Source organism: Clostridium sp. CTA-17, assembly GCF_054767895.1.
Map to the genome: position 1 here is coordinate 40,050 of NZ_BAAABF010000001.1, position 25,955 is coordinate 66,004.

20 protein-coding genes and 1 other annotated feature are annotated in these 25,955 nt (G+C 28.2%); of the genes, 17 read left to right on the forward strand and 3 right to left on the reverse strand.

Annotated elements, in window-relative coordinates; translation table 11 throughout:
• Positions 1–7 precede the first annotated feature (7 nt).
• The 8 genes from ACYUCG_RS00175 (at position 8) to ACYUCG_RS00210 (ending at position 12,701) form a co-directional block, all read left to right on the forward strand.
• Positions 8–2,431, forward strand: coding sequence for a glucosaminidase domain-containing protein (locus tag ACYUCG_RS00175; RefSeq protein ID WP_333960204.1), 2,424 nt, complete (start codon positions 8–10; stop codon positions 2,429–2,431).
• Positions 2,432–2,561: 130 nt separating this feature from the next.
• Positions 2,562–4,214 carry a cell wall-binding protein gene (locus ACYUCG_RS00180; protein ID WP_333960206.1) on the forward strand — a complete coding sequence of 551 codons (1,653 nt, stop codon included), beginning with the start codon at positions 2,562–2,564 and terminating at the stop codon, positions 4,212–4,214.
• A 245-nt stretch (positions 4,215–4,459) separates the two neighbouring features.
• Positions 4,460–5,839 carry a hypothetical protein gene (locus ACYUCG_RS00185; protein WP_333960208.1) on the forward strand — a complete coding sequence of 460 codons (1,380 nt, stop codon included), beginning with the start codon at positions 4,460–4,462 and terminating at the stop codon, positions 5,837–5,839.
• A 206-nt stretch (positions 5,840–6,045) separates the two neighbouring features.
• Complete coding sequence (locus ACYUCG_RS00190) at positions 6,046–7,281, forward strand: hypothetical protein (RefSeq protein ID WP_460267805.1); 1,236 nt, start codon at positions 6,046–6,048, stop codon at positions 7,279–7,281.
• Positions 7,282–7,473: 192 nt separating this feature from the next.
• Positions 7,474–8,838, forward strand: a complete 1,365-nt coding sequence (locus tag ACYUCG_RS00195) for a L,D-transpeptidase family protein (protein ID WP_333960210.1) — start codon at positions 7,474–7,476, stop codon at positions 8,836–8,838.
• Positions 8,839–9,008: 170 nt separating this feature from the next.
• The gene (locus ACYUCG_RS00200) at positions 9,009–10,877 is read left to right on the forward strand and encodes a phosphocholine cytidylyltransferase/choline kinase family protein (RefSeq protein WP_164800351.1); all 1,869 of its coding nucleotides are present in this window, start codon (positions 9,009–9,011) and stop codon (positions 10,875–10,877) included.
• Positions 10,878–10,902: 25 nt separating this feature from the next.
• The gene (locus ACYUCG_RS00205; protein ID WP_460267808.1) at positions 10,903–11,871 is read left to right on the forward strand and encodes a DMT family transporter; all 969 of its coding nucleotides are present in this window, start codon (positions 10,903–10,905) and stop codon (positions 11,869–11,871) included.
• Between the two features lie 146 nt (positions 11,872–12,017).
• Positions 12,018–12,701 carry an NTP transferase domain-containing protein gene (locus tag ACYUCG_RS00210; protein ID WP_283678481.1) on the forward strand — a complete coding sequence of 228 codons (684 nt, stop codon included), beginning with the start codon at positions 12,018–12,020 and terminating at the stop codon, positions 12,699–12,701.
• Positions 12,702–12,821: 120 nt separating this feature from the next.
• Here the strand turns inward: ACYUCG_RS00210 and ACYUCG_RS00215 are convergent, their stop codons facing one another.
• From ACYUCG_RS00215 to brnQ, 3 genes are all read right to left on the reverse strand, one after another.
• Positions 12,822–14,054 carry a cell wall-binding protein gene (locus ACYUCG_RS00215; RefSeq protein WP_460267811.1) on the reverse strand — a complete coding sequence of 411 codons (1,233 nt, stop codon included), beginning with the start codon at positions 14,052–14,054 and terminating at the stop codon, positions 12,822–12,824.
• A gap of 118 nt (positions 14,055–14,172) precedes the next feature.
• Complete coding sequence (locus tag ACYUCG_RS00220; RefSeq protein WP_333960218.1) at positions 14,173–15,183, reverse strand: LCP family protein; 1,011 nt, start codon at positions 15,181–15,183, stop codon at positions 14,173–14,175.
• Between the two features lie 285 nt (positions 15,184–15,468).
• Positions 15,469–16,743, reverse strand: coding sequence for a branched-chain amino acid transport system II carrier protein (brnQ, locus tag ACYUCG_RS00225; RefSeq protein ID WP_283678486.1), 1,275 nt, complete (start codon positions 16,741–16,743; stop codon positions 15,469–15,471).
• A 408-nt stretch (positions 16,744–17,151) separates the two neighbouring features.
• Positions 17,152–17,366 (forward strand) — a binding site (T-box leader).
• A 132-nt stretch (positions 17,367–17,498) separates the two neighbouring features.
• On the opposite strand from brnQ, the gene trpS reads away from it, so the two are divergent.
• From trpS to phoU, 9 genes are all read left to right on the forward strand, one after another.
• Complete coding sequence (gene trpS, locus ACYUCG_RS00230; protein WP_460267813.1) at positions 17,499–18,497, forward strand: tryptophan--tRNA ligase; 999 nt, start codon at positions 17,499–17,501, stop codon at positions 18,495–18,497.
• Between the two features lie 337 nt (positions 18,498–18,834).
• On the forward strand, positions 18,835–19,374 hold the full coding sequence (locus ACYUCG_RS00235; RefSeq protein WP_460267815.1) for a hypothetical protein: 540 nt from the start codon (positions 18,835–18,837) through the stop codon (positions 19,372–19,374).
• Positions 19,375–19,456: 82 nt separating this feature from the next.
• Positions 19,457–20,569 carry an anaerobic sulfatase maturase gene (locus ACYUCG_RS00240; RefSeq protein WP_460267817.1) on the forward strand — a complete coding sequence of 371 codons (1,113 nt, stop codon included), beginning with the start codon at positions 19,457–19,459 and terminating at the stop codon, positions 20,567–20,569.
• 161 nt (positions 20,570–20,730) lie between these two features.
• Entirely contained in the window at positions 20,731–21,561 is an 831-nt protein-coding gene (locus ACYUCG_RS00245; protein ID WP_460267819.1) for a phosphate ABC transporter substrate-binding protein, read from the forward strand.
• Positions 21,562–21,784: 223 nt separating this feature from the next.
• Positions 21,785–22,603 carry a phosphate ABC transporter substrate-binding protein gene (locus ACYUCG_RS00250; RefSeq protein ID WP_460267821.1) on the forward strand — a complete coding sequence of 273 codons (819 nt, stop codon included), beginning with the start codon at positions 21,785–21,787 and terminating at the stop codon, positions 22,601–22,603.
• An 81-nt stretch (positions 22,604–22,684) separates the two neighbouring features.
• A complete protein-coding gene (gene pstC, locus ACYUCG_RS00255) occupies positions 22,685–23,572 on the forward strand; it encodes a phosphate ABC transporter permease subunit PstC (protein ID WP_265876330.1) in 888 nt (295 codons plus the stop codon).
• A 2-nt stretch (positions 23,573–23,574) separates the two neighbouring features.
• Positions 23,575–24,399: a phosphate ABC transporter permease PstA gene (pstA, locus tag ACYUCG_RS00260; RefSeq protein WP_110029478.1), complete on the forward strand. Its 825-nt coding sequence runs from the start codon at positions 23,575–23,577 to the stop codon at positions 24,397–24,399.
• Positions 24,400–24,416: 17 nt separating this feature from the next.
• Positions 24,417–25,178 (forward strand): phosphate ABC transporter ATP-binding protein PstB, encoded by a 762-nt coding sequence (pstB, locus tag ACYUCG_RS00265; RefSeq protein ID WP_003453508.1) that lies wholly within the window; start codon positions 24,417–24,419, stop codon positions 25,176–25,178.
• A gap of 24 nt (positions 25,179–25,202) precedes the next feature.
• Positions 25,203–25,856: a phosphate signaling complex protein PhoU gene (gene phoU, locus ACYUCG_RS00270; RefSeq protein ID WP_240297730.1), complete on the forward strand. Its 654-nt coding sequence runs from the start codon at positions 25,203–25,205 to the stop codon at positions 25,854–25,856.
• Positions 25,857–25,955: the final 99 nt, after the last annotated feature.

The window sequence follows — 25,955 nt, forward strand, 5'->3', positions numbered from 1 at the left end:
ATTTTCATTGATTAAAAAGTTTATTCTTGCTACAGTTATTACTTTAAGTGTAACTTCAGTTAATGTTTGGGCTTCAGAGAATGTAAATAATAAGTCTGATGAAAGTAAGTCTTCTAGTTTAGTTGGAGAAACTTATGAAATTGTAAAAGAGCCAAATATATTTTTTTCAATTCCAGGTGATAATGTAGAAAGCTATAAAGATGAAAATGGAATTGAGAGAGAAGAATTTAAAAAGGACAAAGAAGGTCAAGAATCTATAAACAGACTCGTTACAAAGACTAAGAGTAAGTATGAGATAGCATTAGCTCATGAAAATGGGAAATATACTTTTTTAGATTCTGCAAACACAAAGGAAGAAGCAGAGAAAAAGGTTGAAAATGCAAGTGAAAAATATAATACCTTTGCAGCAATGCCTGTTGTTTTAAATGATAGTGGACAAGTAGCTTATTCAGAAAAATCAATGGGAAGATTAGTTAAATACAAAAATGGAAGCCCAGCTGGATATGGAGAAATAACTAATATATATGCTAATCCTAATTTAACAAATGACTTTACATATATTAACCATGGTTATGTAGATGATGTTCCCATAATTGAGGATAGAGGAAATGTTGCAAAAATAGAAGTTGGAGGATATGAAGGTTGGGTAAATAAAGATACTAGTTCTGGAAATTATGATTTAGTTATAGTACCATTAAACCAAGTAAAAAATCCAAGTTATTATATAGTTAGAGATGGAGAGTTAATCCATTATATAAGTAGTGATCTTACAAATTATTCTGAAGGTGGATATGAGGTTGTTATAGGACCAGCACCTAATTTCTTAAGTGAAAATGTAAAATATTATAGTTATGATAACAAATATTTTTATAAAGATTTAAGTACATTAATAGGTGATTTACAAAATGATAATCATAATAATTCTGTAAATGCAAATAATCCTTTTTATTCATATTATATGTATTTACCATTTAGAAGTAAAACAACATTTACTGCTGAAGAATTAAATAATTTTATTGCTAAAAAGACAAAATCATATAGTAAATTAAGAGGAACTGGACAAGCTTTTATAGATGCACAAAATAAATATGGAGCAAATGCTCTTTTACTTTTAGGACTAGCAGCTAATGAATCAGCTTGGGGGACATCTCAAATAGCTCAACAAAAAAATAATTTATTTGGAATAAATGCTATTGATTCAAGTCCAGGAGCATCAGCAAATTCATTTGAAACTGTTGAAGGCTGTATAAATGATTTTGCAAAATATTATATTTCTAGAGGATATTCAGATCCAGAAGATTGGAGATATTTTGGAGGATACCTTGGAAATAAGGGAAGTGGAGCTAATGTTAAATATGCTTCAGATCCATTCTGGGGAGAAAAAGCAGGACAAAATGCTTATATAGCTGATTACTGGGCAAGTGGAAAAGGAATAGCAAGCTTAAAAGATTATAATTACTATCAGCTAGGCATTTATACAGGGGCTAGTAGTGTTACAAATAAAGATAATGAAAAATTATATGATGTAGGTGGCTTATATACTGAAAGAGTAGAAAAAATAGGAGCTACAACAATTTTAACTAGCAAAGAAAAGATTAATCACAATGGAAAAGACTGTTATGAAATAAATCCAGTTAGAACAACTCCTGTAATATCAAATGGATCACCAGTAGCATTCCCAGGTCCATACGATTGGAATGATAAAGGCTTTGTAGATGTATCAAAAGTTAAGCTTATAAATGAAGGTAAGCATTCTGAAAATGTTATAGGGAAATGGGAATTAAATGATGGCATATGGTACTATTATATAGATGGAAAATATGTTACTGGGTGGAATAGTATAGATAATAACAAGTATTATTTTGATCAATCAGGTAAAATGCAAACTGGTTGGCAGTATATAGATAATATATGGTATCATTTTAGAGATAATGGAGTAATAGACATAGGTTGGAGAGAAATAGATGGATATTGGTATTATTTTAATAATGATGGAGAAATGCAAAAGGGTTGGCAGACAATAGGAAAATATAAGTATTATTTCAATGATAATGGAGTAATGAATATTGGCTGGAGAAAAATAGATAATATTTGGTACTATTTTAATATAAATGGAGAAATGCAAACAGGATGGTTATTTGAAAATAATATATGGTATCATTTTGAAACTACAGGTTCAATGACTATTGGATGGAAAAAAATAAATAATGATTGGTACTATTTTAATTCAAATGGAGAAATGCAAACAGGATGGCAAAATATTGGTACTCCAAAATATCATTTTAGAGATAATGGTGTAATGGACATTGGATGGAGAGAAATAGATGGACAATGGTATTATTTTAATGATAATGGAGAAATGCAAACAGGGTGGCAATATATAAATGGAAATAGTTATTATTTCGATGAAAAAGGAATATGGAAACAGTAATAAAAAGACTGATTAAATTCAGTCTTTTTATTATAGAATAAATTTCTAATATTGATAAATATAACGTAATAAGGTAATATTTAAGTATAAGCAAGTTTATACGCTAATTCAAAAAAAAAGAGGTGGACAAGTGAAGAGAAAAAGTATTGCATTAGTTCTTTCTTTAGGACTGTTAGGTTCTGTTACTTTAGGTAGCATTGAAACAGTTTATGCTGAAGGAAATAAGAACACAACTAATATTAATGAAACAAAAGTTGACAATAAAGTAGAGTTAAGTGACAAGAAAAACAAAGAGATAAAAAATGGATGGGAAATTATAAATGATAAGTGGTATTATCATGAAAGTGATGGAAGTTTAGCTACTGGATTTAAAAAAATAAACAATGAATGGTATCGTTTTGATAATAATGGAGAAATGCAAGTTGGTTGGCAATATATAAATGATATATGGTATCATTTTAGAGATAATGGCCCTATGGATACTGGCTGGAGAAAGATTAATAATGATTGGTATTATTTTAATAATGATGGAGAAATGCAAACAGGGTGGCAATCTATAGGAAATAAAAGATATCATTTCAGAGATAATGGGGTAATGGATACTGGTTGGAGATCATTAGGAAATGATTGGTATTTATTAAATTCAGATGGAGAAATGCAGACAGGTTGGCAACATATAAATAATGTATGGTATCATCTTGAAGATAACGGTAAAATGAATACTGGATGGCAAGATATAAATGGCGACAAATACTATTTTAATGATAGCGGAGAAATGCAAATAGGTTGGCAATATATAAATAATATATGGTATCATTTTAGAGAAAATGGGCCTACAGATACTGGTTGGAAAAAAATAAATAATGACTGGTATTACTTTGATAATTTAGGTAAAATGCAGACAAGCTGGCAAGATATAGATAACTCAACATATTATTTCAATGATAATGGAGTTATGAGTATTGGATGGAGAACTATAGAAAGTGAATGGTATTATTTTAATAATAGCGGAGCAAAAGAAAGCAATAAAGTTATAGATGAGTGGTATCTAGATAAAAATGGAGTAGGAAATCAAATTGTAACAGAAGGTGTATATGGAAAGAGTGGAAAGGGTAGAGATTTAGAATACTACAGAATAGGACATGGTAAAAAAGTATTATTCTCAGTGTTTGGAGTACATGGATATGAAGATGCTTGGAGTGGTGATTCACAAGAACTTAAAATAATAGCTGAAAAGTCAGTAAATAGATTAAGAAGTGAATATAATACTAAAGGAATAGATTTAAGTGAATGGAGTGTATATATTATACCTTCAGCTAATCCAGATGGAAGAATTGATGGATGGACAAACAATGGACCAGGTAGAACTACAGTAACAACTAAGAATGATATAAATAGATCATTCCCTACAGGATTTACTCCTTTTTATAGTGCTAGAAACTATACAGGACCAACAGCATTAGGTTCTCCAGAGGCAAAGGCTTTATATGGTTTCATAAATAAAACTATGGAAGGAGCAACTGAAAAAGTTCTTTTAGATGTACATGGATGGGAAAACAAAACAATAGGTAATCCTAGCATTGCTAGATATTTTGACAATGAATTTGGCTTTAGAAATATAAATAAATATCCAGGTGGATTTGTAATAACTTATGGAAATGCTATAGGAGCTAAATCAGTTTTAGTAGAATTTCCAGTTCCTTATTCACACCAAGATATATTAAGAAGAGATTTTTCAGGTAAATTCTCTAATGGATTAGTAAATATTCTTTTAAATAACTAAAATAAGCACAACTAAACTATATGATAGAATTTTAAAAATAATTTTATCATATAGTTTTTTTATTACCAGAAATGGTTAATAGATTATATTTTTTATTTTAATTTATAAATTTTTATGTAAATTGAAATTAAATATTTTTTAAATAAAATGTTACTAATATGTAAATATTTATGTAATTTAAAGGATTAAAATCATATTGTAAATACGTTACAAAATTAAAAATAATATGAAGAGAAGGGTTGAAAATGAAAAAGGTAAAAGAAAAAGTAGCTATTGCAGTATTGACAGGAGTAATTATAGGAGTTTCAGGTTCATTTGCATTTAGGGGAAGCGATGTATATGCAAGTGAATTAAAGAGTACTTTAAGCCATGAACAAAGTAGTTCTCAAAATGAACAAGCTAAAAATTTAGAAAAGGCTATCAATTTATCTGTTAAATCTAATAAAGATTCTGAAGTAGAAAAATACTACTGGTTTAAAAATGGAACAGATGGTTATGGAAGAACTATATGGTCATATAAAAATAAAGATGGAAAAAATGTAGTTGGTTTAGCTGAAATTAATGGTTCTAAATATTTCTTTGATCAATATGGTCGTATGCAAACAGGCATAATAAATGATTATAAAAGTAATAAAATATATTATGCTGAATCAAATGGAGTATTAAGTAATTATAAAGGTTGGGAAAAAATAAGTAATGAATGGTATTATTTTAATGGTGATGGAACTTTAAAAACAGGATGGTTAAGCTTAGGGGGGAAATGGTATTACTTAAATAATCAAGAAGGTAATATGGTAATTGGAGCTTTAGCCATAGATGGTAAGCAATACTACTTTAATTCAAATGGAGAATTAGTTAAAAAAACCGGTTGGTTAAAAGGTAAAAATTTAGAAACTGGTGGAACATGTTGGTATTATTTTGACAAAGAAGGAACTTTGCAAAAAGGGTTTAAAAAGATAGATGGAGTAAATTACTACTTTACTGAGAATGGATTTATGGCTACAGGGGTTCAAAATGTTAAGCAAAAAGACGGTAATTATAAATTAATGCTTTTTAGTGAAAATGGTAAATTTATAGATAAAGCTGGTTGGTATGAAGTAAAAGATAGTTCAAATAATTCAATTTGGTATTATATAAATAGTGATTATACTTTAGCAACAGGATTAAAGGATATAAATAATAAATTATATTACTTTGATTCAGATAGTGGAATGATGATTTCAAATAAACTTCAAGAAGTTGTGATGAAAGATGGAAGTAAAAAAGCATATTATTTTAATAATAATGGAGTTGCATTAATTAATAATGAAGGATGGCAATATCAAAAAGAAAATAATAAAATAATGTGGCAATACTTAAAAAATGAACAACCTGTAAGCGGATTACAAGAAATAAACGGAGAAAAATATTATTTTAATGAAAATACTTCCTATATGGAAACAGGTTGGAAGTATATAAATAAAAATTGGTATCATTTTAGAGAAAATGGAGTAATGGATACTGGTTGGAGAAAAATAAATGGAGACTGGTATTATTTTAATGAAAATGGTGATATGGCTATTAATATTAAGAAAGATGGTTGGATTATAGATAATAGTGGTATAGCTAGGTTAATAGGTAAATAAAAAAGTAATTAGAATTAGTTATACTTTTTATATAAATAAAAGACTGACTTTATGTCAGTCTTTTTTATGTAATGTTAATTCTGTTTTATACATAATTAACATAAACAATTATGATAATTATTAATAAATTATTTATTTTATGCTAAAATCATGTATAAATAATGAAGATTTTATATATTAAGAATTTTTGTAAGGAGAATTTTATAATGAAATTTACAAAAAGAAAAATAGAATTATTTAGTTTAACTTGTGCAATTACTACCTTATGTAGTGGGTTTATATTAGGAAAAAATGTACAAGCAGCTAATAATAAGAAATGGAAATTTCAAAATAATAAGTGGAGTTATGTTGATTCTAATAATCTTAGAAGCAAAGATTGGGAAAAGATAAATGAAGACTGGTTTTACTTTAATTCAAAGGGAGAAATGGAAATAGGATGGAAGTATATAAATAAAACTTGGTATCATTTGAGAGATAATGGTGTAATGGATACTGGTTGGAGAAAAATAAATGGAGACTGGTATTATTTTAATAATAGTGGATGCATGATGACTGGTTGGCAAAATATTAACGGCAGTTGGTACTATTTAAGAGAAAATGGTGTAATGGATATTGGATGGAGAGAACTAGGGGGAGCATGGTATCATTTAAATGAAAGTGGTGCTATGGAAAATGGATGGAAATATATAAATACTGAATGCTATCACTTTAAAGATAGTGGTGTAATGAGTAGAAATTGGGATTATATAAATAAAGAGTGGTATTATTTTGACAATAATGGAGTTATGAAAGTAAATTGGGAAAAGATAAATAATTTATGGTATCATTTTGAAAATAGTGGAGTTATGAATGTTGGATGGAAAAAAATAAATAATAATTGGTATTATTTTAATCAAAATGGTGATATGGCTATTAATACTAATAAAGATGGATGGGTGATAGATTATAGTGGTATTGCTAAACTAGATGAAACTCCTAAGAAAGAAGAGCAAAAGAAACCTGTAGAAGCTAAACACGAATACAACGTGCCAGACATAGACTTCAGCCCTGGTGATTGTTTAATGGATCAAAAATTAACTAAAAAGCTAAATAAGAAGTATGGTGATGGAGTTTACGGTAACTACAGAGGTGAAGCAGAAAAGACAATGTGTGCTACATACACTCAACTCCTAGGAGGAAAAATGTCTTTAGACCAAGCTAAGAAAGAATTAGTTGGTAAGTATGTTGAAGATGGATATCAAATAAAGGATATTAAGATGATTAATATGGATATTCCTTTAGAGGAGTGGGCAATTTACATGGATGGTTCTGACTATATAGAAAAACATGGTGGAATGCAAGCATTCAATGCCGAAAAACAAACTAACTTCTTCACAATGTGGAACCATAACGGACAAGACCAAAGACACTTCACTAGAGTAGTTTACTTATTAGGAAAATAATATAAAGATAATGAGAGATGTTTGATTTAAAAGTCGAACATCTCTCATTTTTAATTAGATATTTTATTATATACTATAAATTATTTGAACAATATCAATAGTTTTAATTAACAAAATATTTACTATATGTTAAAATTATGTATAAATAATAAAAATTATTATATTTTAAAGCTTATGTAAGGGGAGTCTATAATGAAATTCACAAAAAGAAAAATAAAATTATTTAGTTTGACTTGTGCAATTACTACTTTATGTAGTGGATTTGTATTAGGAGAAAATGTACAAGCAGCTAATAATAAGGAATGGAAATTTGAAAATAATAAGTGGAGCTATGTTGATTCTAATAATCTTAGAAGTAAGGATTGGGAGAATATAAAGGGGGATTGGTTTTACTTCAATTCAAAGGGAGAAATGGAAATTGGATGGAAGTATATAAATAAAACTTGGTATCATTTGAGAGAGAATGGCGTAATGGATACTGGTTGGAGAAAAATAAATGGAGATTGGTATTATTTTAATAATAGTGGATACATGATGACTGGTTGGCAAAATATTAATGGAAGTTGGTACCATTTAAGAGAAAATGGTGTAATGGATATTGGATGGAGAGAACTAGGGGGAGCATGGTATCATTTAAATGAAAGTGGTGCTATGGAAACCGGATGGAAATATATAAATAATGAATGGTATCACTTAAATGAAAATGGACCTATGGATATAGGTTGGAAAAAAATAAATAACGACTGGTATTATTTTAATAATAATGGGAAGATGAAAATTGGTTGGCAAAATATAAATGATACATGGTATCATCTTAAAGAAAATGGAGTTATGGATACAAAATGGAACAAAATAAATGATTATTGGTATTATTTTAATGATGATGGTAAAATGATAAATAACCAATATATTGATGGATGGAGAATAGATAATAATGGAGTAGCTCATTATGAAAAAGCTTTTAGAAATCCAAAGTTAGAAAATAGTAATCAAATAATAGTTGTAAAGACAAATAATATGAGTACAAGTTATTGTAATATAGAAATTTATGAAAAGAATGATTCTGGTGAATGGAATAATATTGATAGTACAACTGGAAGAGTAGGAGCTAATGGACTTGCTTACATTGAAAATAGAGTTCAATCAACTAATACTACTCCAGCAGGTGTTATGAGCATAACAGGAGCTTTTGGAGTTAAGAATAATCCTGGAACAAAATTAGATTATATAAAGGTTAATAATAATATGTATTGGGATTTAAATAGCGAAAATTCTACATATAATAGATTGATTAATTATAATCCTGGTGGAGATTATGAGCATTTAATTTCTTATCCTAGACAATATGAATATTCTTTAATAACTGATTATAATCACAATCAGGTTCCAAATAAAGGAGGAGCAATTTTTGTACATTGTTTAGGAAGAGGGGCTACTGGAGGATGTGTTTCAATGCCTAGAGAAAAAATGATTGAAATATTAAAGTGGATAGATCCTAAGAAAAATCCTAAAATTTTAGTTATTCCTAAAGATGATTTAGATGATTATTGGTATTAATACTTAATATAAAATAATCTTAAATAAGAAGTATATACCTATTAATAATATTAAATAGGTTTAAGAAGTATTAACTTATCTAGTATAAGTTAATACTTTTTTTATTGTAATAAGGAAAATTTTGTGATATTATATTAATGTTCAAAAAATGAACGAAGGGAGAGTTGAGGATGTTATCATATGATATTGAAGTTTTAAAAATTATAAATGATGAAGACAATATAAGTCAAAGAAGATTAGCAGAAATGCTAAACATTTCTTTAGGTAAAATAAATTCTTTACTTAAGGAACTGTTGACTAAAGAATACATAGTTAAAATTGATATAGATAAGAGGAATGTTAAATATGAATTAACTGAAGCAGGAATTGCATTACTAGAAAATTCATTAGATAAAGTTAAGAGTACAAAGTTATCAATACATAAGCATAAATTTCATAAAGTTAAACAAGCTGTTATTTTAGGAGCTGGTGGTAAAGGTGATTTTGGAAAGCCAGCTGGTTTTTTAGAGCTTGAAGAATTCAGAATAATTGATAGAATAATTGATATTTTAAAATCAAATGGTATAGAGAAGATTGTTATAGTAAATGGATATAAGAAAGAATACTATGAAGAATTAGCTGAAAAAGATTCAACAATTTTTTGTGTAACTAATTCAAATTATAAATGGACAGGAACAATGAGTTCTTTAGCTTTAGCTAAGGAATATATAGATGATGATTTTATATTGGTAGAAAATGATCTTGTTTTTGAAAGTAGAGCTGTAGAACAAATTATTAAAAATGATAATAGAGATTGTGTTTTAATTACTAATGAAAGTGGATCAGGGGATGAGGCCTTCGTTGAAATAAGGGATGGCTATCTTTTTAAAATGTCAAAAGATGTACACCAATTTAATAAGATTGATGGAGAAATGATTGGTATAAGCAAAATATCTTATAAATTATTTAAAATGATGTTAGAAGAATTTAAACATAATATAAATCCATATATAAATTATGAGTACACTATGTTAGATGTTGCTAGAAATTATAAGGTTGGTTATGAAAAGATAAATGACCTTGTTTGGGGAGAAATTGACAATAAAGATCAATATGAAAAAGTAAAGAAACACATTATACCTATGATAAGAAGAAAAGAAATGCAATATAAAATAGATCAAGTAAAAAGTGCTATAGTTAATGGATTAAAGGTTTCAGAAGAGGAAGTTAAAGAAATAGTACCTGTAGGAGGTATGACTAATAAAAACTATAAGGCTTTTGTAAATGACAAAGCCTATATAGTAAGAATACCAGGATTAGGTACAAGCTCTATGATTAATAGAAGAGATGAAATGATAAACTCTAAACTAGCAGCAGATGAAGGAATAGATGCTAAAATACTTTTCTTTGATGAAGAGTCTGGAGTAAAGATTGCAGAACTTATAGAGGGAGCAGAAACTCTTAATCCTGCAACGGCTAAAAAGAAAGAAAATATGGAATTAGTGGTAGGGGCATTAAGAACTTTACATAATTCAGAGATAAAAATGGAAAATAGATTTAATGTTTTTGAGAAAATAGAGGATTATGAGAGTCTTGTTAAAAAGGTTAATGGTACTCTTTTTGAAGATTATTATGAAATAAAAACAAGGGTATTAAAGTTAGAAAAAGTTTTAGAAGATAATGGAATGGAAATAAAACCATGTCATAATGATACCGTTCCAGAGAACTTTGTTAAAGATATTAATGAAAGAATGTATCTAATAGATTGGGAGTACAGTGGATTAAATGATCCTATGTGGGATTTAGCGGCTCACTCAATTGAATGTGATTTTTCAGAGGATGATGAAGAATTATTCTTAAATCTATATTTTAACAATTTAATTGAAGATAAGCATAAGATAAGAATTCTTGTTTATAAAATATGTCAGGACTTTTTATGGAGCATATGGACTATTTTAAAAGAGGCTCAAGGCGATGATTTTGGAACTTATGGTATAGATAGATATAATAGAGGAAAGAAAAACTTAGAGTTATTAGATAAAATTTTAATGGGGCAATAAAGTATGAATTTAAAGGAGAGGCAGTATGTTTAAAAGTAATTATAAGGGATATGGTAGTGGAATTATATCTGCTATGGCTTGGGGGATAGATACTGTTTTAGTTGGAGTTATATTATCCATGGCTCCATTTATAAATACAGAGGCAGCTATAATGTTAGCTCCTTTTGTAAGTACATTTTTACATGATTTTTTTTCAACTTTATGGATGTTTATTTATATGATTTTTACAAGACAAGTTGGAAAACTTTTTAAGTCGTTAAAAACTCCAAGTACAAAATATGTTATTTTAGCATCTATATTTGGTGGGCCTATGGGTATGACTGGATATTTACTTTCTGTTAATTATATAGGACCATCATATGCAGCTACTATATCATCAATATATCCTGCTGTTGGAGCAGTTTTAGCAGCAATATTTTTAAAAGAAAAAATTAGTAGAAAAGGGTATATTGGATTAACAATAAGTATATTAGGAATAGCTCTTTTAGGATTTGGAAATGATGGGGGAAAAGCTAGCTTAATAGGATTTTTATTTGCTGGGTTAAGCGTTTTAGGATGGGGTTCAGAATCTGTAATATGCTCTTATGGTATGAAAGATGAAGATATAAGTCCTAAGCAAGCTTTACAAATTAGACAGTTTATATCTGCTCTTTTTTCAGGGGTAATAATTCTTCCTTTATTAAAAGCTTATCCATTAGTATTTGAAGTTTTAAAAGGAAATGTTATTTTTGTTATAATAGGCACAGCTTTAATGGGAACAATCTCTTACGTTTGTTATTATACAGCTATTCATAAATTAGGACCAACAAGAGCAATGGGACTTAATATAACTTATGTTGTATGGGCAATGATTTTTGATAAAGTACTATTAGGTCATGATATAACTATTAAAATGGTAATATGTGCTTTAATGGTTATGATAGGCTCATTTGTAGTGGCAACTCAACCAGCACATGAAGAGGAATTAACTAATATTACTAATACAGCAGTGTAGTTCTTAATACATAAGAAATATATAATAAAAGAAATCAATTATATTTTACTAATTAAGATGGGATTGTAAATGCCTTAATATTAGATTGTTTTAAAGAAAAAGAAATATAAAGTAAGTTTTGAGAGAATAATAAAGGAGATTTATAGATGAGAGCAATATTACTAGCAGCAGGAATGGGAACTAGATTAAGACCCCTAACTTTAGATACACCTAAGTCACTTATAGAAGTTAATGGAAGACCTCTTTTAGAAAGACAGATAGAATTTTTAAGAGAAAGAGGAGTAGAAGAAATAATTGTAGTTACAGGGTATCTTGCAGAAAAATTTGATTATTTAAAGGATAAATATGGAGTAAAACTAGTTAATAATGATAAATATGATGTATATAATAACATATATACTATGTATTTAGTTAGAGAATATTTAGAGAATACCTATGTGGTTGATGCTGATGTTTATATATCAGAAAATTTCTTATTAGAAAAACCAGAAACATCAATGTATTTTTCTGCTAATAAACAAGGCTTTAAAGGAGAATGGAAGCTTAGTTTTGATGAGAATTTAAAGGTAAATGATATAGAAGTTGGAGATGATGAAGGCTATATATTATGTGGAGTATCTTATTGGGATAAAAAAGATACAGATATAATAGTTAAGGAACTTGAAGACATGGTTGAGAATGGAGATTTTAGTGAATTATATTGGGATGATATTGTAAAAAATAATATCTCTAAGTTAGATATTCACATTCAAAAAATTTCAGAAGATAGTATTTATGAAATTGATAATTTAGAAGAATTAAATTATGTTAAATCAATAGTTGAGAAATAATAAAGACAAGCTACTAGCTAAATTTTTTAGTTAATAGCTTGTCTCTTTTTTATATAAATTAAAATAAACTTCAATAATTACTAATAATTTTATAAATTAAAAACAAATTTTTATACCATATTATTCTGGTAAATAGAAGAAATGAGTTGCTCTTATAGTATCATTAATAGGGTCATCTACTGATACTAGTCTTTTATGAAGAACAGAATCAAAATATTTTTTTTGATTGTCAACTATATAAGCATAATCATTATCATACCAATTCATAAATGTAAATGAATGTTTATATCCTGAAAATACTACATCTCCAGGTCTAAGATCACTTGTGTTAGTTGATTTTATCCATCCTCTAGAAAGTAATTCTCTTTCTAATTGATATGTGTTAGCTACATATAGAGGGATTTTAACTCCAGCTCTCCTTAAGGCTTCAGAAGTGAAATAAACACAGTTATTAGTTGTTTCTCCACCGTGAAGGTCTATAGCCGCATAATGAACAGATTCTCTATTATCTTCATTACTCATATAATTAAATAACTTGTATTGAGTATATGAATGAGATCTAGATGGAGAACCATGTAATACAATTCCATCTTTATTTACATAAGTAGACTCAAACCATTTATCAGTTATCATTACCCCATCTGAATCAAATTTATATATGTTTCCATTAATTGTTTTTTCAGAATCTTGAGCCATTGCACCATTATCATCAAGATAATACCATTTATTATCTGAAATTTTCCAACCTATAGTCATAGGTCCATTTTCACTTAAGTGGTACCAATTGTTATCTAAGAATCTCCAGCCAGTAGCCATAGGCCCATTAGAATTTAAATAGTACCAATTGTTATCTATCTTTTGCCAACCAGTAGCCATAGGCCCATTAGGTTTTAAGTAATACCAATCATCATTTATCTTTTGCCATGAAGTAGCCATAGGCCCATTAGACTTTAGATAATACCAGTCATTATTTATAAATTGCCAACCAGTAACCATAGGTCCATTAGGTTTTAAATAGTACCAATCATCATTTATAAATTGCCAACCAGTAGCCATAGGCCCATTAGATTTTAAATAATACCAATCACCATTTATAAATTGCCAACCAGTTTCCATGATTCCTTCACTATTGAAATGATACCAATTATCATCAATCTCTTTCCAACCGGTTATTTTTTCATTGTTTAATATATAATACCAATTATTATTTTCATGAACCCAGCCATTATTTATATCAGTCTTTTCTGAAGAAATGTTAGATACTTCTTTATTTGGCTGAGCAAAAACTGATATGCTTTGCAAGGATAAAGTAAGCGTTAGTATAAGGGTTGTAATAATTCTCCTTCTTTTCATAATAACCTCCAATTTTTATATTAATATTATAGAATTAAAAAAAGTATATTTTAATTTAAATCAATAGTATTAAGCAAAAATAATACTTCTATAAATATATAGAAGTATATAAAAAATTTTATTTTTTATCTTCAAAAATATAATCATGAATTTGTTTAACTGTAGCATCTTTATCAAATGCTAAATAATAAACACCATTTATCATTTCACCTTTAGAATACTGATCCATAGGATATCTTTCTTGTTCTAATCCAGAACCGCTCATAGAAGCAACTATTTTTGCAAGATTTAGAATTTCACCAGATGAAAGACTAGTAGTTACCATAGGCATAAGTTCGTTTAAGATTGTTGGGTATTTAGCTGGAGAAACTTGATTAAATTTTTCAAATAATTTGCTTAAAACTATTCTTTGTCTTTCAGTTCTCTCACCATCTCCACCAGCAGTGTATCTTATTCTACAATAAGCTAAGGCTTGTGTACCATTTACATGTTGAACACCAGGTGAAGTTATTAAAGGGCAATCAGTATGGTTAATTCCATTTAAATTTCTTATGTGGTCATTAATACCAGGACTTGCATCAATTTCGTCTTGTCTTATATTTAAGTCCATTCCACCAACAGAATCGATTATTTTAGGTAATGATGAGAAGTTAACTGTAGCAAAATCTTTAATATTTAAATCAAAGTTTTCGTTTAAAGTTTTTAAAGCTAATTCATGTCCTCCAAAAGCATAGGCATGGTTGATTTTATCCTTTCCATGTCCTTGAATATCTACATAAGAATCCCTCATTATTGAAGTTAATTTAAGTTTATTATGTATCTTATCAACTGTAGCGATCATTATAGCATCCGATCTACCATCAGTACCCTCAGGAGCATCAATTCCAAATAAAGCTATGTTAGCTATTCCATGGTATTTAGAAAGCTTTTCATCAATATTTTTATCAATTCCTAAATTGTCTTCATTTAAATCAACTTTGTTTACTTTTCCAAGCATAGTTAATCCATAAGTAGCAACACCACCTACTAATCCAACTATTAAAAGCCCAATGATTGAAAGCGTTATTATTAATTTACGATTCTTAGCAGGCTTTTTTGAACTCCTTTTTTTATTAGTTTTTCTTGCCAATGTAAGCATCCTCCCTTTTTAAAATTACAAAACAATTGTAGCATCCTATTGCATAAGTTGTAAAGTTATGGATAAGATTGTTAAAATTTAAAAATAATATTAATGTTATTTTTAAAATATTAAAATTAAAGAAGGGCTATTTTTATTTAAGATACGACATATAAAAATATAGTTAAAAAGTAATATTTTTTAATACAGTTTAAAGTAAAAAGATTTTATAAAAAAAGAATATTTATCAAATATAATTTTTGATAAATATTCTTATATATTATAGTATGTTATATTTTAAGCTGTAGCAGTTTCTCTTGTAGGTATAATGCTTGGTATTATAAATCCTACTAAAGCAGGTAATACCCAACCAAATCCTTTAGAGTATAGTGGAAGAAGAGAAACTAAGTTTTCTACTCCAGGTATAAAGTTACCTAGTGTTATTAATATACTAACAACTAAAGTAACATATACAGTAACCTTATGAGTAAGTGGGTTAGTTATTCTCTTATGGAATAGATTTAATAATATAAGAACTATTGTTACTGGGTAGATTACACCAAGTAAAGTAGCTGATAATGATATTATCTTATCTAATCCCATACTAGCAACTAATATACTAGTTACTGTCATTAATAAAACATTAAATTTATATGGTAATTTACCATTAGAAACTCTTTCAAAGAAGCTTCCACCAGCAGAAAGTAATCCTATTGAAGTAGTTAAACAAGCTAATGCCATTGATACACCTATTAGTATTGCACCTGCATGTCCTAGAATACTTTCAGCAACAAAAAGTAATAGTTGAGAATTTGACAAATTTAAAGCTAAATCCCCAGTATGAGCACCAAGGAAGATTAATCCACCATAAATTATTGCCAGTCCTCCGATTGCAATAACTGCTGCTTTAATAAGTAATTTAAAGCTAGCTTTACCAGTATATCCTTTAGCTTTTATTGAACCTAATATTATTGAAGAGAATATAACAGCTGCAATTGCATCCATTGTTTGATATCCTTCAAGTAATGATGTAGAAAGAGCATCAGGAGTATATGATTTTGTTAAAGCATCTATTGGGCTAAGAACTCCTTTAGCTATTAAGAAGAATAATATTGCTAATAATATAGGAGTTAAAAATTTACCTAAAACATCTATAACTTTTGATGGCTTTAATACAAAGATTAAATTAACTAAAAAGTAAACAACTATTACTGCAAAGTAATTTATATTTGCAAAGTTAGGAGCAAATGCTAATTCAAATGTAGTAGCTGCTGTTCTAGGAATAGCTAATAATGGTCCAATAAGTATAAATAATGCTATTGAATATATTAATGAGAATTTTTTACCTACTTTATCTCCGAATAATTCAAATTTACCGTTAACTCTCATTGAAGATAATATACCAAGTAGTGGTACTCCAACTCCAGTTATTATAAATCCTATAATCCCTAAATAGTAATCTGCACCTAAATTTCTTCCTAATAAAGGAGGGAAAATAAGATTACCAGCCCCTAAAAACATTGAGAATAATGCAAAGCCGATTACTAAAAAATCTGATCTTTTGTTATTCATAATATACACCCCGTCTTTCTTCAACAATCAAATTAATATTTTCATTTAAAATTATTATTTAATCTATAATATATAAATAATCTTAAAAATATATGATTTATAATTTGATTTTATAAAAATTTATATAGTATTTTGCTAATATTCTTTTAGTAATTTTTTGATTTCATTTTTAAAAGTTATAATACTATATTATCATAATGTTAAGAAAAATCAACAAAAATATTTTATATATAAAATTATGGAAATATAAACTTGATAATTTGATAAAAAAATAGCTATAATATTAAATTAATGTTAAAATGAATATGATAGGAATATTTATGAAATTCACCTTATTTATTTCAGTAGAAAAATAAATAATCTTGACTAAAGATTAAAAAGTGATAAAATAACATTAAAGTTTAATATAAAATATCGATGACAAGAATTAGTAGACTTAAAAACAAACTTTAAGAGAGTCATATGTTTGCTGGGAGTATGATAGTTATGATTAAGTTGAATGGATCTTCGAGATGTTTAGAGGAATTTTAGTATTCTAAATCGTAATTCTTACGTTACAAGAAAGAGATACAAAGAATTTTCTTTGTAACATTAGGTGGTACCGCGATATATTCGTCCTATAAGTCTTATGGCTTATAGGACTTTTTTATTTTAAAAGAAAATAGCTATTTAAAAAATAAAAAGGTTAATTAAATTTTTATAAAGGAGGTGTATCTGATACTTCAATTAATTTTTAGGAAGCATCAGAAAAACTAATGGAAGATAAGAAAAAAATTATTTTTAGTGGAATAAAGCCATCAGGTGATTTAACATTAGGAAATTACTTAGGCGCTATAAAAAACTGGACTAAATTACAAGAAGAATATGATTGTTATTTCTGCGTTGTTGATTTACATGCCATAACAGTAAAGCAATTACCAGCAGATTTAAGAAGAAGAACTTTAGAAGTTTTAGCTATATATATAGCATCAGGAATAAATCCAGAGAAAAATACATTATTTATACAATCACATGTACCAGCTCATTCAGAAGCTTCATGGCTTTTAACATGTAATTCATATATGGGTGAATTAAGCAGAATGACTCAGTATAAAGATAAATCAAAGAAAATGGGAGATTCAATAGGAGCCGGATTATTTAACTATCCAGTTCTTATGGCAGCTGATATACTTTTATATAATGCAGATCTTGTTCCAGTGGGAAAAGACCAAATGCAACATTTAGAGCTTGCTAGAGATATTGGTACTAGATTTAACAATTCTTATAGTCCAACATTCACTATACCAGAGGGATATGTTCCAAAAGAGGGCGCAAAAATAATGGATTTACAAGATCCAAGCAAAAAGATGTCTAAATCAGATGCTAATACAAATGGTTTCATATTAATAATGGATGAGCCTAATGTCATAAGAAAGAAAATTTCAAGAGCTGTAACAGATAGTATTGGTGTTGTAAATTATACTGATGAACAGCCAGGAGTTAAGAATTTAATAAATATTCTTTGTGCAATAAAAGGATATACTCCTGAGGAAGTTGTAAAAATGTATGATGGCAAAGGATATGCTGAATTTAAAAATGATGTAGCAGAAGCTATAGTTGAAGAGTTAGCTCCAGTTCAAGAAAAGGTTAAAGCTTTATTAGGAGATAAAAAAGCTTTAGAGGAAATATACAAAAAGGGTGCAGAAAAAGCAAATTATGCTGCAATGAAAACTCTTAGAAAAATGCAAAAGAAAATAGGATTAATCCCAAGATAGGAATTAAGAACTCTATTAAGTAAAGTTCACTAGATATAGCTTAGTAATTATTGAATTTCGTGAAGAATTTCTATTAATTCTTCCATAAATATAATTAAGGCTTCGAAACTTCCGTTGGTCAAACAGTCTCAGCCTTTTAACATTATATTTATTCCAGAATAAATGAAATTCTAATCACTTATTCAAATATTACTTCGCGTATATCTAGTGAACTTTTTTATACAATAAAGTTATTATTTCCTTTAATTTGTAAAAATGATACAATAAAGAAAATTAATAATTTGTTAAGTGATTTTATGGAGACCTTGCTTTTAGCAGAGGGAACAAAGGAGGATTTATGATTATTAGATTCATTGCATGTATTTTGATATTAGGTGGTTTAATTATTTATAGGAATAATAAATTAAAAACTATTAAGTTAGAAAAGAAAAAAACAGATTCAAAAGTTATTAGTTTATTATATGATAAAATATCAAATGTATTACTAATATTTTTCGCTTTTGACTTGGTAGTTGGAGTTATGGCAAGACAAGCTAATAATCTTACATCAACTATATGGAGAGTATTAACTATTATTTTTTGTTTTGGAATTTTTATATATGCTACAAAGAAAAGTGTTAAAAGTACTATTATTATAAGAAAAAATGATTTTATCCTTTTTGTAAATGGAGAGGAAAAGATTAATTTTCATGATGTTAAAGAAATTAATATAAGCAATACAGCTAATAAGTATGTTTATTTAATTACTATACTTTTAAAAGATGGTAAAGAATATAGTATTAAAGGAAGAGATCAATATGAAATGAATAAGGTAGTAAGATTAATTAATGAAAAGATTGGTTATAAAGCTTTAAAAGAAGAGTTAGCAAATGTTTAATATTATTAAGGATAGTTATTATATATAATAAATTTTATTAGAAGGTTTATTATAATTGGGAAAAGTAAGAGGGGGAATTGGGATGCCACCATTAAGTTTGCTTATTAAGCCAGCTTCTAGTGGATGTAATTTAAAATGCACTTATTGCTTTTATCATTCTTTAAGTGACAATAGAAATGTTAAGAGCTATGGTATTATGAAAGATGAAGTTTTAGAAAGTATGGTCAAAAGAGTTTTAAATGAAGCTGATGGACATTGTAGTTTTGCTTTTCAGGGAGGAGAACCTACTTTAGCAGGATTAGAATTTTTTGAAAAGTTAATTGAGCTTCAAAGGAAACATAATTATAAAAATTTAAAAATATATAATAGTTTGCAAACAAATGGGACTTTAATAGATGAAAGTTGGGCAAAGTTTTTAAGTGAAAATAAATTTCTTGTAGGACTATCTATGGATGGCCCTAAAGAAATACACAATTTAAATAGAAAAGATTGTTACGGTTTAGATACTTTTAGTAAGGTAGAAAGGGCATCAGAGTTATTTAAAAAGTATAATGTTGAATTTAATATATTATGCGTTGTGACCTCTAATACAGCTAGGCATGTAAATAAAGTATATAAATATTTTAAGGAAAAAGATTTTAAATTTCTTCAATTTATAAATTGTCTTGACCCATTGTATGAAGAAAATGGTAAATATAATTATTCTTTAAAACCAAAGGATTATACTAAGTTTTTAAAGAATTTATTTGACTTGTGGTATGAAGATTTTCTAAATGGAAATAGAATAAGCATTAGATATTTTGATGGTTTATTAGAAACAATTTTACTAGGAAGGTCATCATCTTGTGGAATGAATGGGACATGTACCTGTCAGTTTGTTGTGGAAAGTGATGGGAGTGTTTATCCTTGTGACTTTTATGTTTTAGATAAATGGAGACTAGGCAACATACATGATATGACAATGAAAGAATTATTTGAAACCAATAAAAATCATGAGTTTATAAAATCATCCTTTAAAGTTCATGAAGAATGCAAAAAGTGCAAGTGGTTTAGACTTTGTAAAGGTGGATGTAGAAGGTGCAGAGATTCAAAGGAAGATTCAGTTTTAGAGTTAAACTACTATTGTCAAAGCTACAAGGAATTCTTTGAATATGCCTTTCCAAGGTTAATAAATGTTGCTAACACTATTAAATAATTAATGTAGTGTTTTACCACTTAATCCATAACTTTTATTTTTTATATTTTTATAGAGCCTTTTTAACATGGACTTAACCTTAGTATAATTTCCTTTTAACATTGAGAAGATAATATAAGAGTGTACTCAATATTAACTGAGATTTTGGAGGGAATTTAAATATGTTTAAAAAGAGATTAATAGCAATTATAGGTACTGTATTTATAGGTGCCACAGCCATGGTTGGATGTAATTCTGGGGGAAGTGAAGCAAAATCTACAAATGCAGTTAGTATATCTGGATCAACTTCTGTAGGGCCAGTTATGGAAGCAGAGGCAGAGGCTTTTAAGACTAAGAAACCAGATGTATCTATAGAAATAAATCAAATAGGGTCATCAGCAGGCATTAAAAATGCTATGGAGGGAGTTTCAGAAATAGGAATGGCTTCTAGAGACCTTAAGGCAGAAGAAAAACAAGCAGGACTTAACGAAGTAGAAATAGCTTATGATGGAATAGCTTTAATAACACATAAAAATAATCCAGTGAAGGATTTAACATTAGCTCAAATAAAAGATATATATACAGGTAAAATAACAAATTGGAAAGAACTTGGAGGGAATGATGCTCCAATAGTGGTTGTTTCTAGAGAGGATGGATCTGGAACAAGAGATGCTTTCCAAGAAATAGTAGGATTTAAGGCTGAAGAGTTAACTGTTAATTCTCAGATATCAGATGGATCAGGAAATATCAAGTCCTTAGTTCAAGGTAATGAAAATGCAATAGGATATATATCTTTTAGTTATGTTGATGATAGTGTAAGTGCAGTAAAGGTTGATGGAGTTGAAGCAACACCAGAAAATGTTTTAAATAAATCTTACAAAGTTTCAAGACCTTTCTTAGCAGTCTATAAGGAAGAGAATTTAACAGAATCAGGTAAGAGTTTTATAGATTTCATATTAAGTGAAGAAGGGCAAGACATAGTAGCTAAAGAACACTTAATAAAAGTAAAATAGTTCGCTTATATATTTAATATACATTTAATCCTAAGAATAGATTATTTATATTCTTAGGATTTTTTTATTAGATTTTTTTACATAGATTTAACATAGAAATAATATTAACTTAACCTAAGAGAAATAAGATTAATCTTGTAAGCGAAACAAAAATATAAAATTAAATAAAAATAAATTATTAGATTTTAAAATGTATATTAAATTTATATAAGCGGAGGAAAAAATGAATAGGAGAAGAGTAGTAATTGCATTAAGTAGTATTTTAGCAATGGGCTTTTTATTAACAGGATGTGGTGGAGGATCAAGAGCTAATATAATAAAAATTTCAGGCTCAAGTTCAGTAGGACCATTAGTAGAGGCTGAAGCAGAAGTTTTTAAAAAGGATATGCCAGATATTACTATTGAGGTAAACCAATTAGGATCATCAGCAGGAATAAAAGATGCTATAAATGGAACTGTAGAGATAGGAATTTCTTCAAGAGATTTAAAGGAAAAGGAATTAGAATCTGGAATTAAAGAAAAACCTATTGCCTATGATGGTATGTCAGTAATAATTAACAATGAAAATCCAGTGCGAAATCTTACAATGGAGCAGATTAGAGATATATATACAGGAAAAATAACAAACTGGAAAGAGGTTGGTGGAGAAGATACTCCAATAGTATTAGTTTCAAGGGAAGATGGATCAGGAACAAGAGATGCCTTCCAAGAAATTGTTGGATTCAATTCAGAGGAAATAAGTCCACAGGCTCAGATTTCAGATGGTTCTGGAAGTATTAAAACAATGGTAGCAGGAAATAAGAATGCAATAGGATATATATCCTTTAGTTATGTAGATGATTCAGTGCACGCAGTTAGCATTGATGGAGTAAAGCCTACAGCTGAAAATGTACAAAATAAAAAGTACAAGCTATCAAGACCATTTTTATTAGTATATAAAGAGGGAAATTTAAATGAAAATTCAAAGAAATTTATAGATTTCATAATGAGTAAAGAAGGACAAGAAATAGTTGAAGAAGATGGATTAATAAGTGTAACTTAATACTTATTTATTAAAGAGAATTAATTTAAGAAAAATGTCAAAGATATATTTATTGGAGATTAATTTAAGGTGGAGGTAAATATGGAAGCTAAAAGTCAGAATAATAAGAGTAAATATTTCATAGAAAGCTTAACTGAAAAGATATTTTTAATTAGTGCTTCAGTAGCTGTAATAAGTTTACTTTTAATAATAGGATTTGTTTTTTATAAGGGATTAAGACCCTTCATAATAGAAGGATATTCTTTCTGGGATTTCATATTTGGTACACAATGGATACCAAGTGCAAATAAATATGGAATATTACCTATGATTGTGGCTTCTTTAGGTGCTACAATAGGAGCTTTATTAATAGGTGTTCCTGTGGGAATATTAACATCAATATTCATAGCAGAGATAGCACCAAAGAAAATAGCAAAAATTATGTCAGGAGCAGTAGAACTTTTAGCTGGAATACCTTCTGTTTTATATGGAGTATTTGGATTAGCAATAATAGTTCCTACAATACAAGAGGCATTTAATTTACCTAAAGGGCAAAGTTTGCTAGCTGTAATAATAGTATTAGCAATAATGATGTTACCAACGGTAATAACAGTATCAGAGACTGCTATAAGGGCTGTACCTAATGCATATAAAGAAGGATCATTAGCCTTAGGAGCATCAAAAACTGAAACAATATTTAAAGTTATTGTACCAGCGGCCAAATCAGGAATAATGACAGGGGTAGTATTAGGAATAGGTAGAGCAATTGGAGAAACAATGGCAGTTATATTAGTAGCGGGAAATACACCTGTTATTCCAAGTTCTATAATGGATAGTGTAAGACCTCTTACAACTAATATAGCCTTAGAAATGGGTTATGCATTTGGAACTCACCAAGAAATGCTATTTGCAACAGGGGTAGTATTATTTACATTCATATTAATACTAAACTTAGTACTTAGTAAACTTTCTAACAAGGGCGGTAAATAAATATGAGAAAAGTTAAAGATAATATATTAAATGGGTTAGTTTGGTTATCAGCCATATTTACAATAGGAATTCTTGTAATTATTTTAGGATTCATATTTGTAAAGGGCATAGGAAAAATAAATTTAACATTCTTAACAAGTAATTATTCAGCTAGTGGCGGTGGTGGAATATTGCCAATGATAGTAACAACCTTATGGACTGTTTTACTTTCCTTAGCAGTTGCTACTCCCATAGGAGTTTTGGGAGCTGTATATTTACAAGAATATGCTAAACAAGGAAAGATGGTTAAGTTTATAAGATTTGCTACTGAAAGTTTAGCAGGTATTCCTTCAATTGTTTATGGATTATTTGGAGGTATATTCTTTGTAGTAGCTTTAAAAATGGGGTATTCAATTTTAGCAGGTTCATTAACAGTATCAATAATAATCTTACCTGTAATAATTAGAACAACAGAAGAGGCATTAAAAACTGTGCCGGAATCATATAGAGAAGCATCCTTAGGATTAGGTGCTACAAAGTTTCAAACTTTATATAAAGTAATATTACCAAGTGCAATGCCTGGAATACTTTCAGGAGTAATATTATCAATAGGACGTATAATTGGAGAATCAGCAGCTATATTACTTACTGCTGGAACTGTTGCACAAATGCCAAAAGGAATTTTTTCAAGTGCAAGAACACTTACAGTTCAAGCTTACCTTGTAACAAAGGAAAAAGGAGATATAGAAACAGCAGCTGCAGTTGGAATAGTTCTTATAGTTATAATACTAGCATTAAATATTTCAGCTAAGTTAATAGCTAAAAAATTTAATAAGGCAAACTATTAATTTAAGGTGGTATTAAGATGAGTGATAAGAAAACAAAAATTCAAGTAAGAGATTTAGATTTATTTTATGCAAGTAATCATGCGTTAAAGAAAATTAATATAGATATAAAAGAAAATGAAGTTACAGCATTAATTGGTCCTTCAGGATGTGGTAAATCAACTTTCCTTCGTACTTTGAATAGAATGAATGATTTGATTCCTATAGTTAGAATTGAAGGAGAAATACAGGTTGATGGAAAAGATATATACAAAGACGATGATGTTATAGCACTTCGTACTAAAGTAGGGATGGTATTTCAAAAGCCTAATCTTTTCCCAATGAGCATATATGACAATGTTGCTTATGGACCAAGAGTACATGGAATAAAAGATAAAAAGGTTTTAGATAAAATTGTTGAAGAGAGTTTAAGAGATGCTGCTATTTGGGATGAGGTTAAGAATAGATTAAAATCTTCTGCCTTAGGTCTTTCAGGAGGGCAGCAACAAAGAATATGTATTGCTAGAGCTATAGCTATGAATCCAGAAATAATTCTTATGGATGAGCCAACATCAGCTTTAGACCCAATATCAACATTAAAAGTAGAAGAGCTTATAAGAAAGCTTGAGGATAAATATACTATAGTAATAGTAACACATAATATGCAGCAAGCGGCGCGTATATCAGATAAAACAGCATTCTTCTTAAATGGAGAACTTGTAGAGTTTAGTGATACTAATACAATCTTTACAAATCCAAGAGATAAGAGAACAGAAGATTATATAACAGGAAGATTTGGCTAAAATTATAAGGGGTGATTAAAGTAAATGAGTATAGATGATTTAAGAATAAGTATAAAAGAATTAAAAGCTGAAACTAAAGAAATGATGGAATTATGTGAATTAGCCATAGAAAAATCAGTAGATTCAATAGTTAATAAGGACTTAGAAGTTGCTAGAGAAGTTATAAAAATGGATGATGATATAGATAACTTAAGAAATAAAATAATTGAGAAATCTATTGAACTTACTGCTTTAAAACAGCCTATGGCTAAAGATTTAAGAAATGTATATGCCTTATCAACTATAGCTATGGAACTTGAGAGAGTAGGAGATTATTCAGTTAATATAGCTATGGAAACAATAAAAATAGATAATGAAGAGCATATTACAGGAATGGTAGGAATACCTAAAATGAAATCAGTTTGTTTAAATATGCTAAAGGCTGCTAAAAATGCATTAGATAGTAATGAAACAAAATTAGCTTATGATGCCGCATTAGAAGATAATATAGTTGATGATTTATATAATGATGTTTATGTAAATTTATTAGCTGCAATGCATAAAGATTCTAACAATATAAATCAAGGTGTTAAATTAATATTTGTTGCTAGGTATTTAGAGAGAATAGGTGATCATATAACTAATGTTTGTGAGAATATAGTTTATGCCATAAAAGGTGATATGACTGAACTTGGATAATAACATAAAATATAAATAAGATAAAATTTAGCTTATTAGGTCTGACTTAATTAGTATAATAATTTAAAGATATATCTATAAGTGGTATATCTTTTTTTG

Excerpts from the sequence above, each read along its gene's own strand:
- ACYUCG_RS00185 (WP_333960208.1), top strand. The coding sequence starts at position 4,460 with ATGAAAAAGGTAAAAGAAAAAGTAGCTATTGCAGTATTGACAGGAGTA.
- phoU (WP_240297730.1), top strand. The coding sequence starts at position 25,203 with ATGAGTATAGATGATTTAAGAATAAGTATAAAAGAATTAAAAGCTGAA.
- ACYUCG_RS00200 (WP_164800351.1), top strand. The coding sequence starts at position 9,009 with ATGTTATCATATGATATTGAAGTTTTAAAAATTATAAATGATGAAGAC.
- trpS (WP_460267813.1), top strand. The coding sequence starts at position 17,499 with ATGGAAGATAAGAAAAAAATTATTTTTAGTGGAATAAAGCCATCAGGT.
- ACYUCG_RS00195 (WP_333960210.1), top strand. The coding sequence starts at position 7,474 with ATGAAATTCACAAAAAGAAAAATAAAATTATTTAGTTTGACTTGTGCA.
- pstB (WP_003453508.1), top strand. The coding sequence starts at position 24,417 with ATGAGTGATAAGAAAACAAAAATTCAAGTAAGAGATTTAGATTTATTT.
- pstA (WP_110029478.1), top strand. The coding sequence starts at position 23,575 with ATGAGAAAAGTTAAAGATAATATATTAAATGGGTTAGTTTGGTTATCA.
- ACYUCG_RS00240 (WP_460267817.1), top strand. The coding sequence starts at position 19,457 with ATGCCACCATTAAGTTTGCTTATTAAGCCAGCTTCTAGTGGATGTAAT.
- ACYUCG_RS00250 (WP_460267821.1), top strand. The coding sequence starts at position 21,785 with ATGAATAGGAGAAGAGTAGTAATTGCATTAAGTAGTATTTTAGCAATG.
- brnQ (WP_283678486.1), bottom strand. The coding sequence starts at position 16,743 with ATGAATAACAAAAGATCAGATTTTTTAGTAATCGGCTTTGCATTATTC.
- pstC (WP_265876330.1), top strand. The coding sequence starts at position 22,685 with ATGGAAGCTAAAAGTCAGAATAATAAGAGTAAATATTTCATAGAAAGC.
- ACYUCG_RS00245 (WP_460267819.1), top strand. The coding sequence starts at position 20,731 with ATGTTTAAAAAGAGATTAATAGCAATTATAGGTACTGTATTTATAGGT.
- ACYUCG_RS00190 (WP_460267805.1), top strand. The coding sequence starts at position 6,046 with ATGAAATTTACAAAAAGAAAAATAGAATTATTTAGTTTAACTTGTGCA.
- ACYUCG_RS00205 (WP_460267808.1), top strand. The coding sequence starts at position 10,903 with ATGTTTAAAAGTAATTATAAGGGATATGGTAGTGGAATTATATCTGCT.
- ACYUCG_RS00210 (WP_283678481.1), top strand. The coding sequence starts at position 12,018 with ATGAGAGCAATATTACTAGCAGCAGGAATGGGAACTAGATTAAGACCC.
- ACYUCG_RS00215 (WP_460267811.1), bottom strand. The coding sequence starts at position 14,054 with ATGAAAAGAAGGAGAATTATTACAACCCTTATACTAACGCTTACTTTA.
- ACYUCG_RS00235 (WP_460267815.1), top strand. The coding sequence starts at position 18,835 with ATGATTATTAGATTCATTGCATGTATTTTGATATTAGGTGGTTTAATT.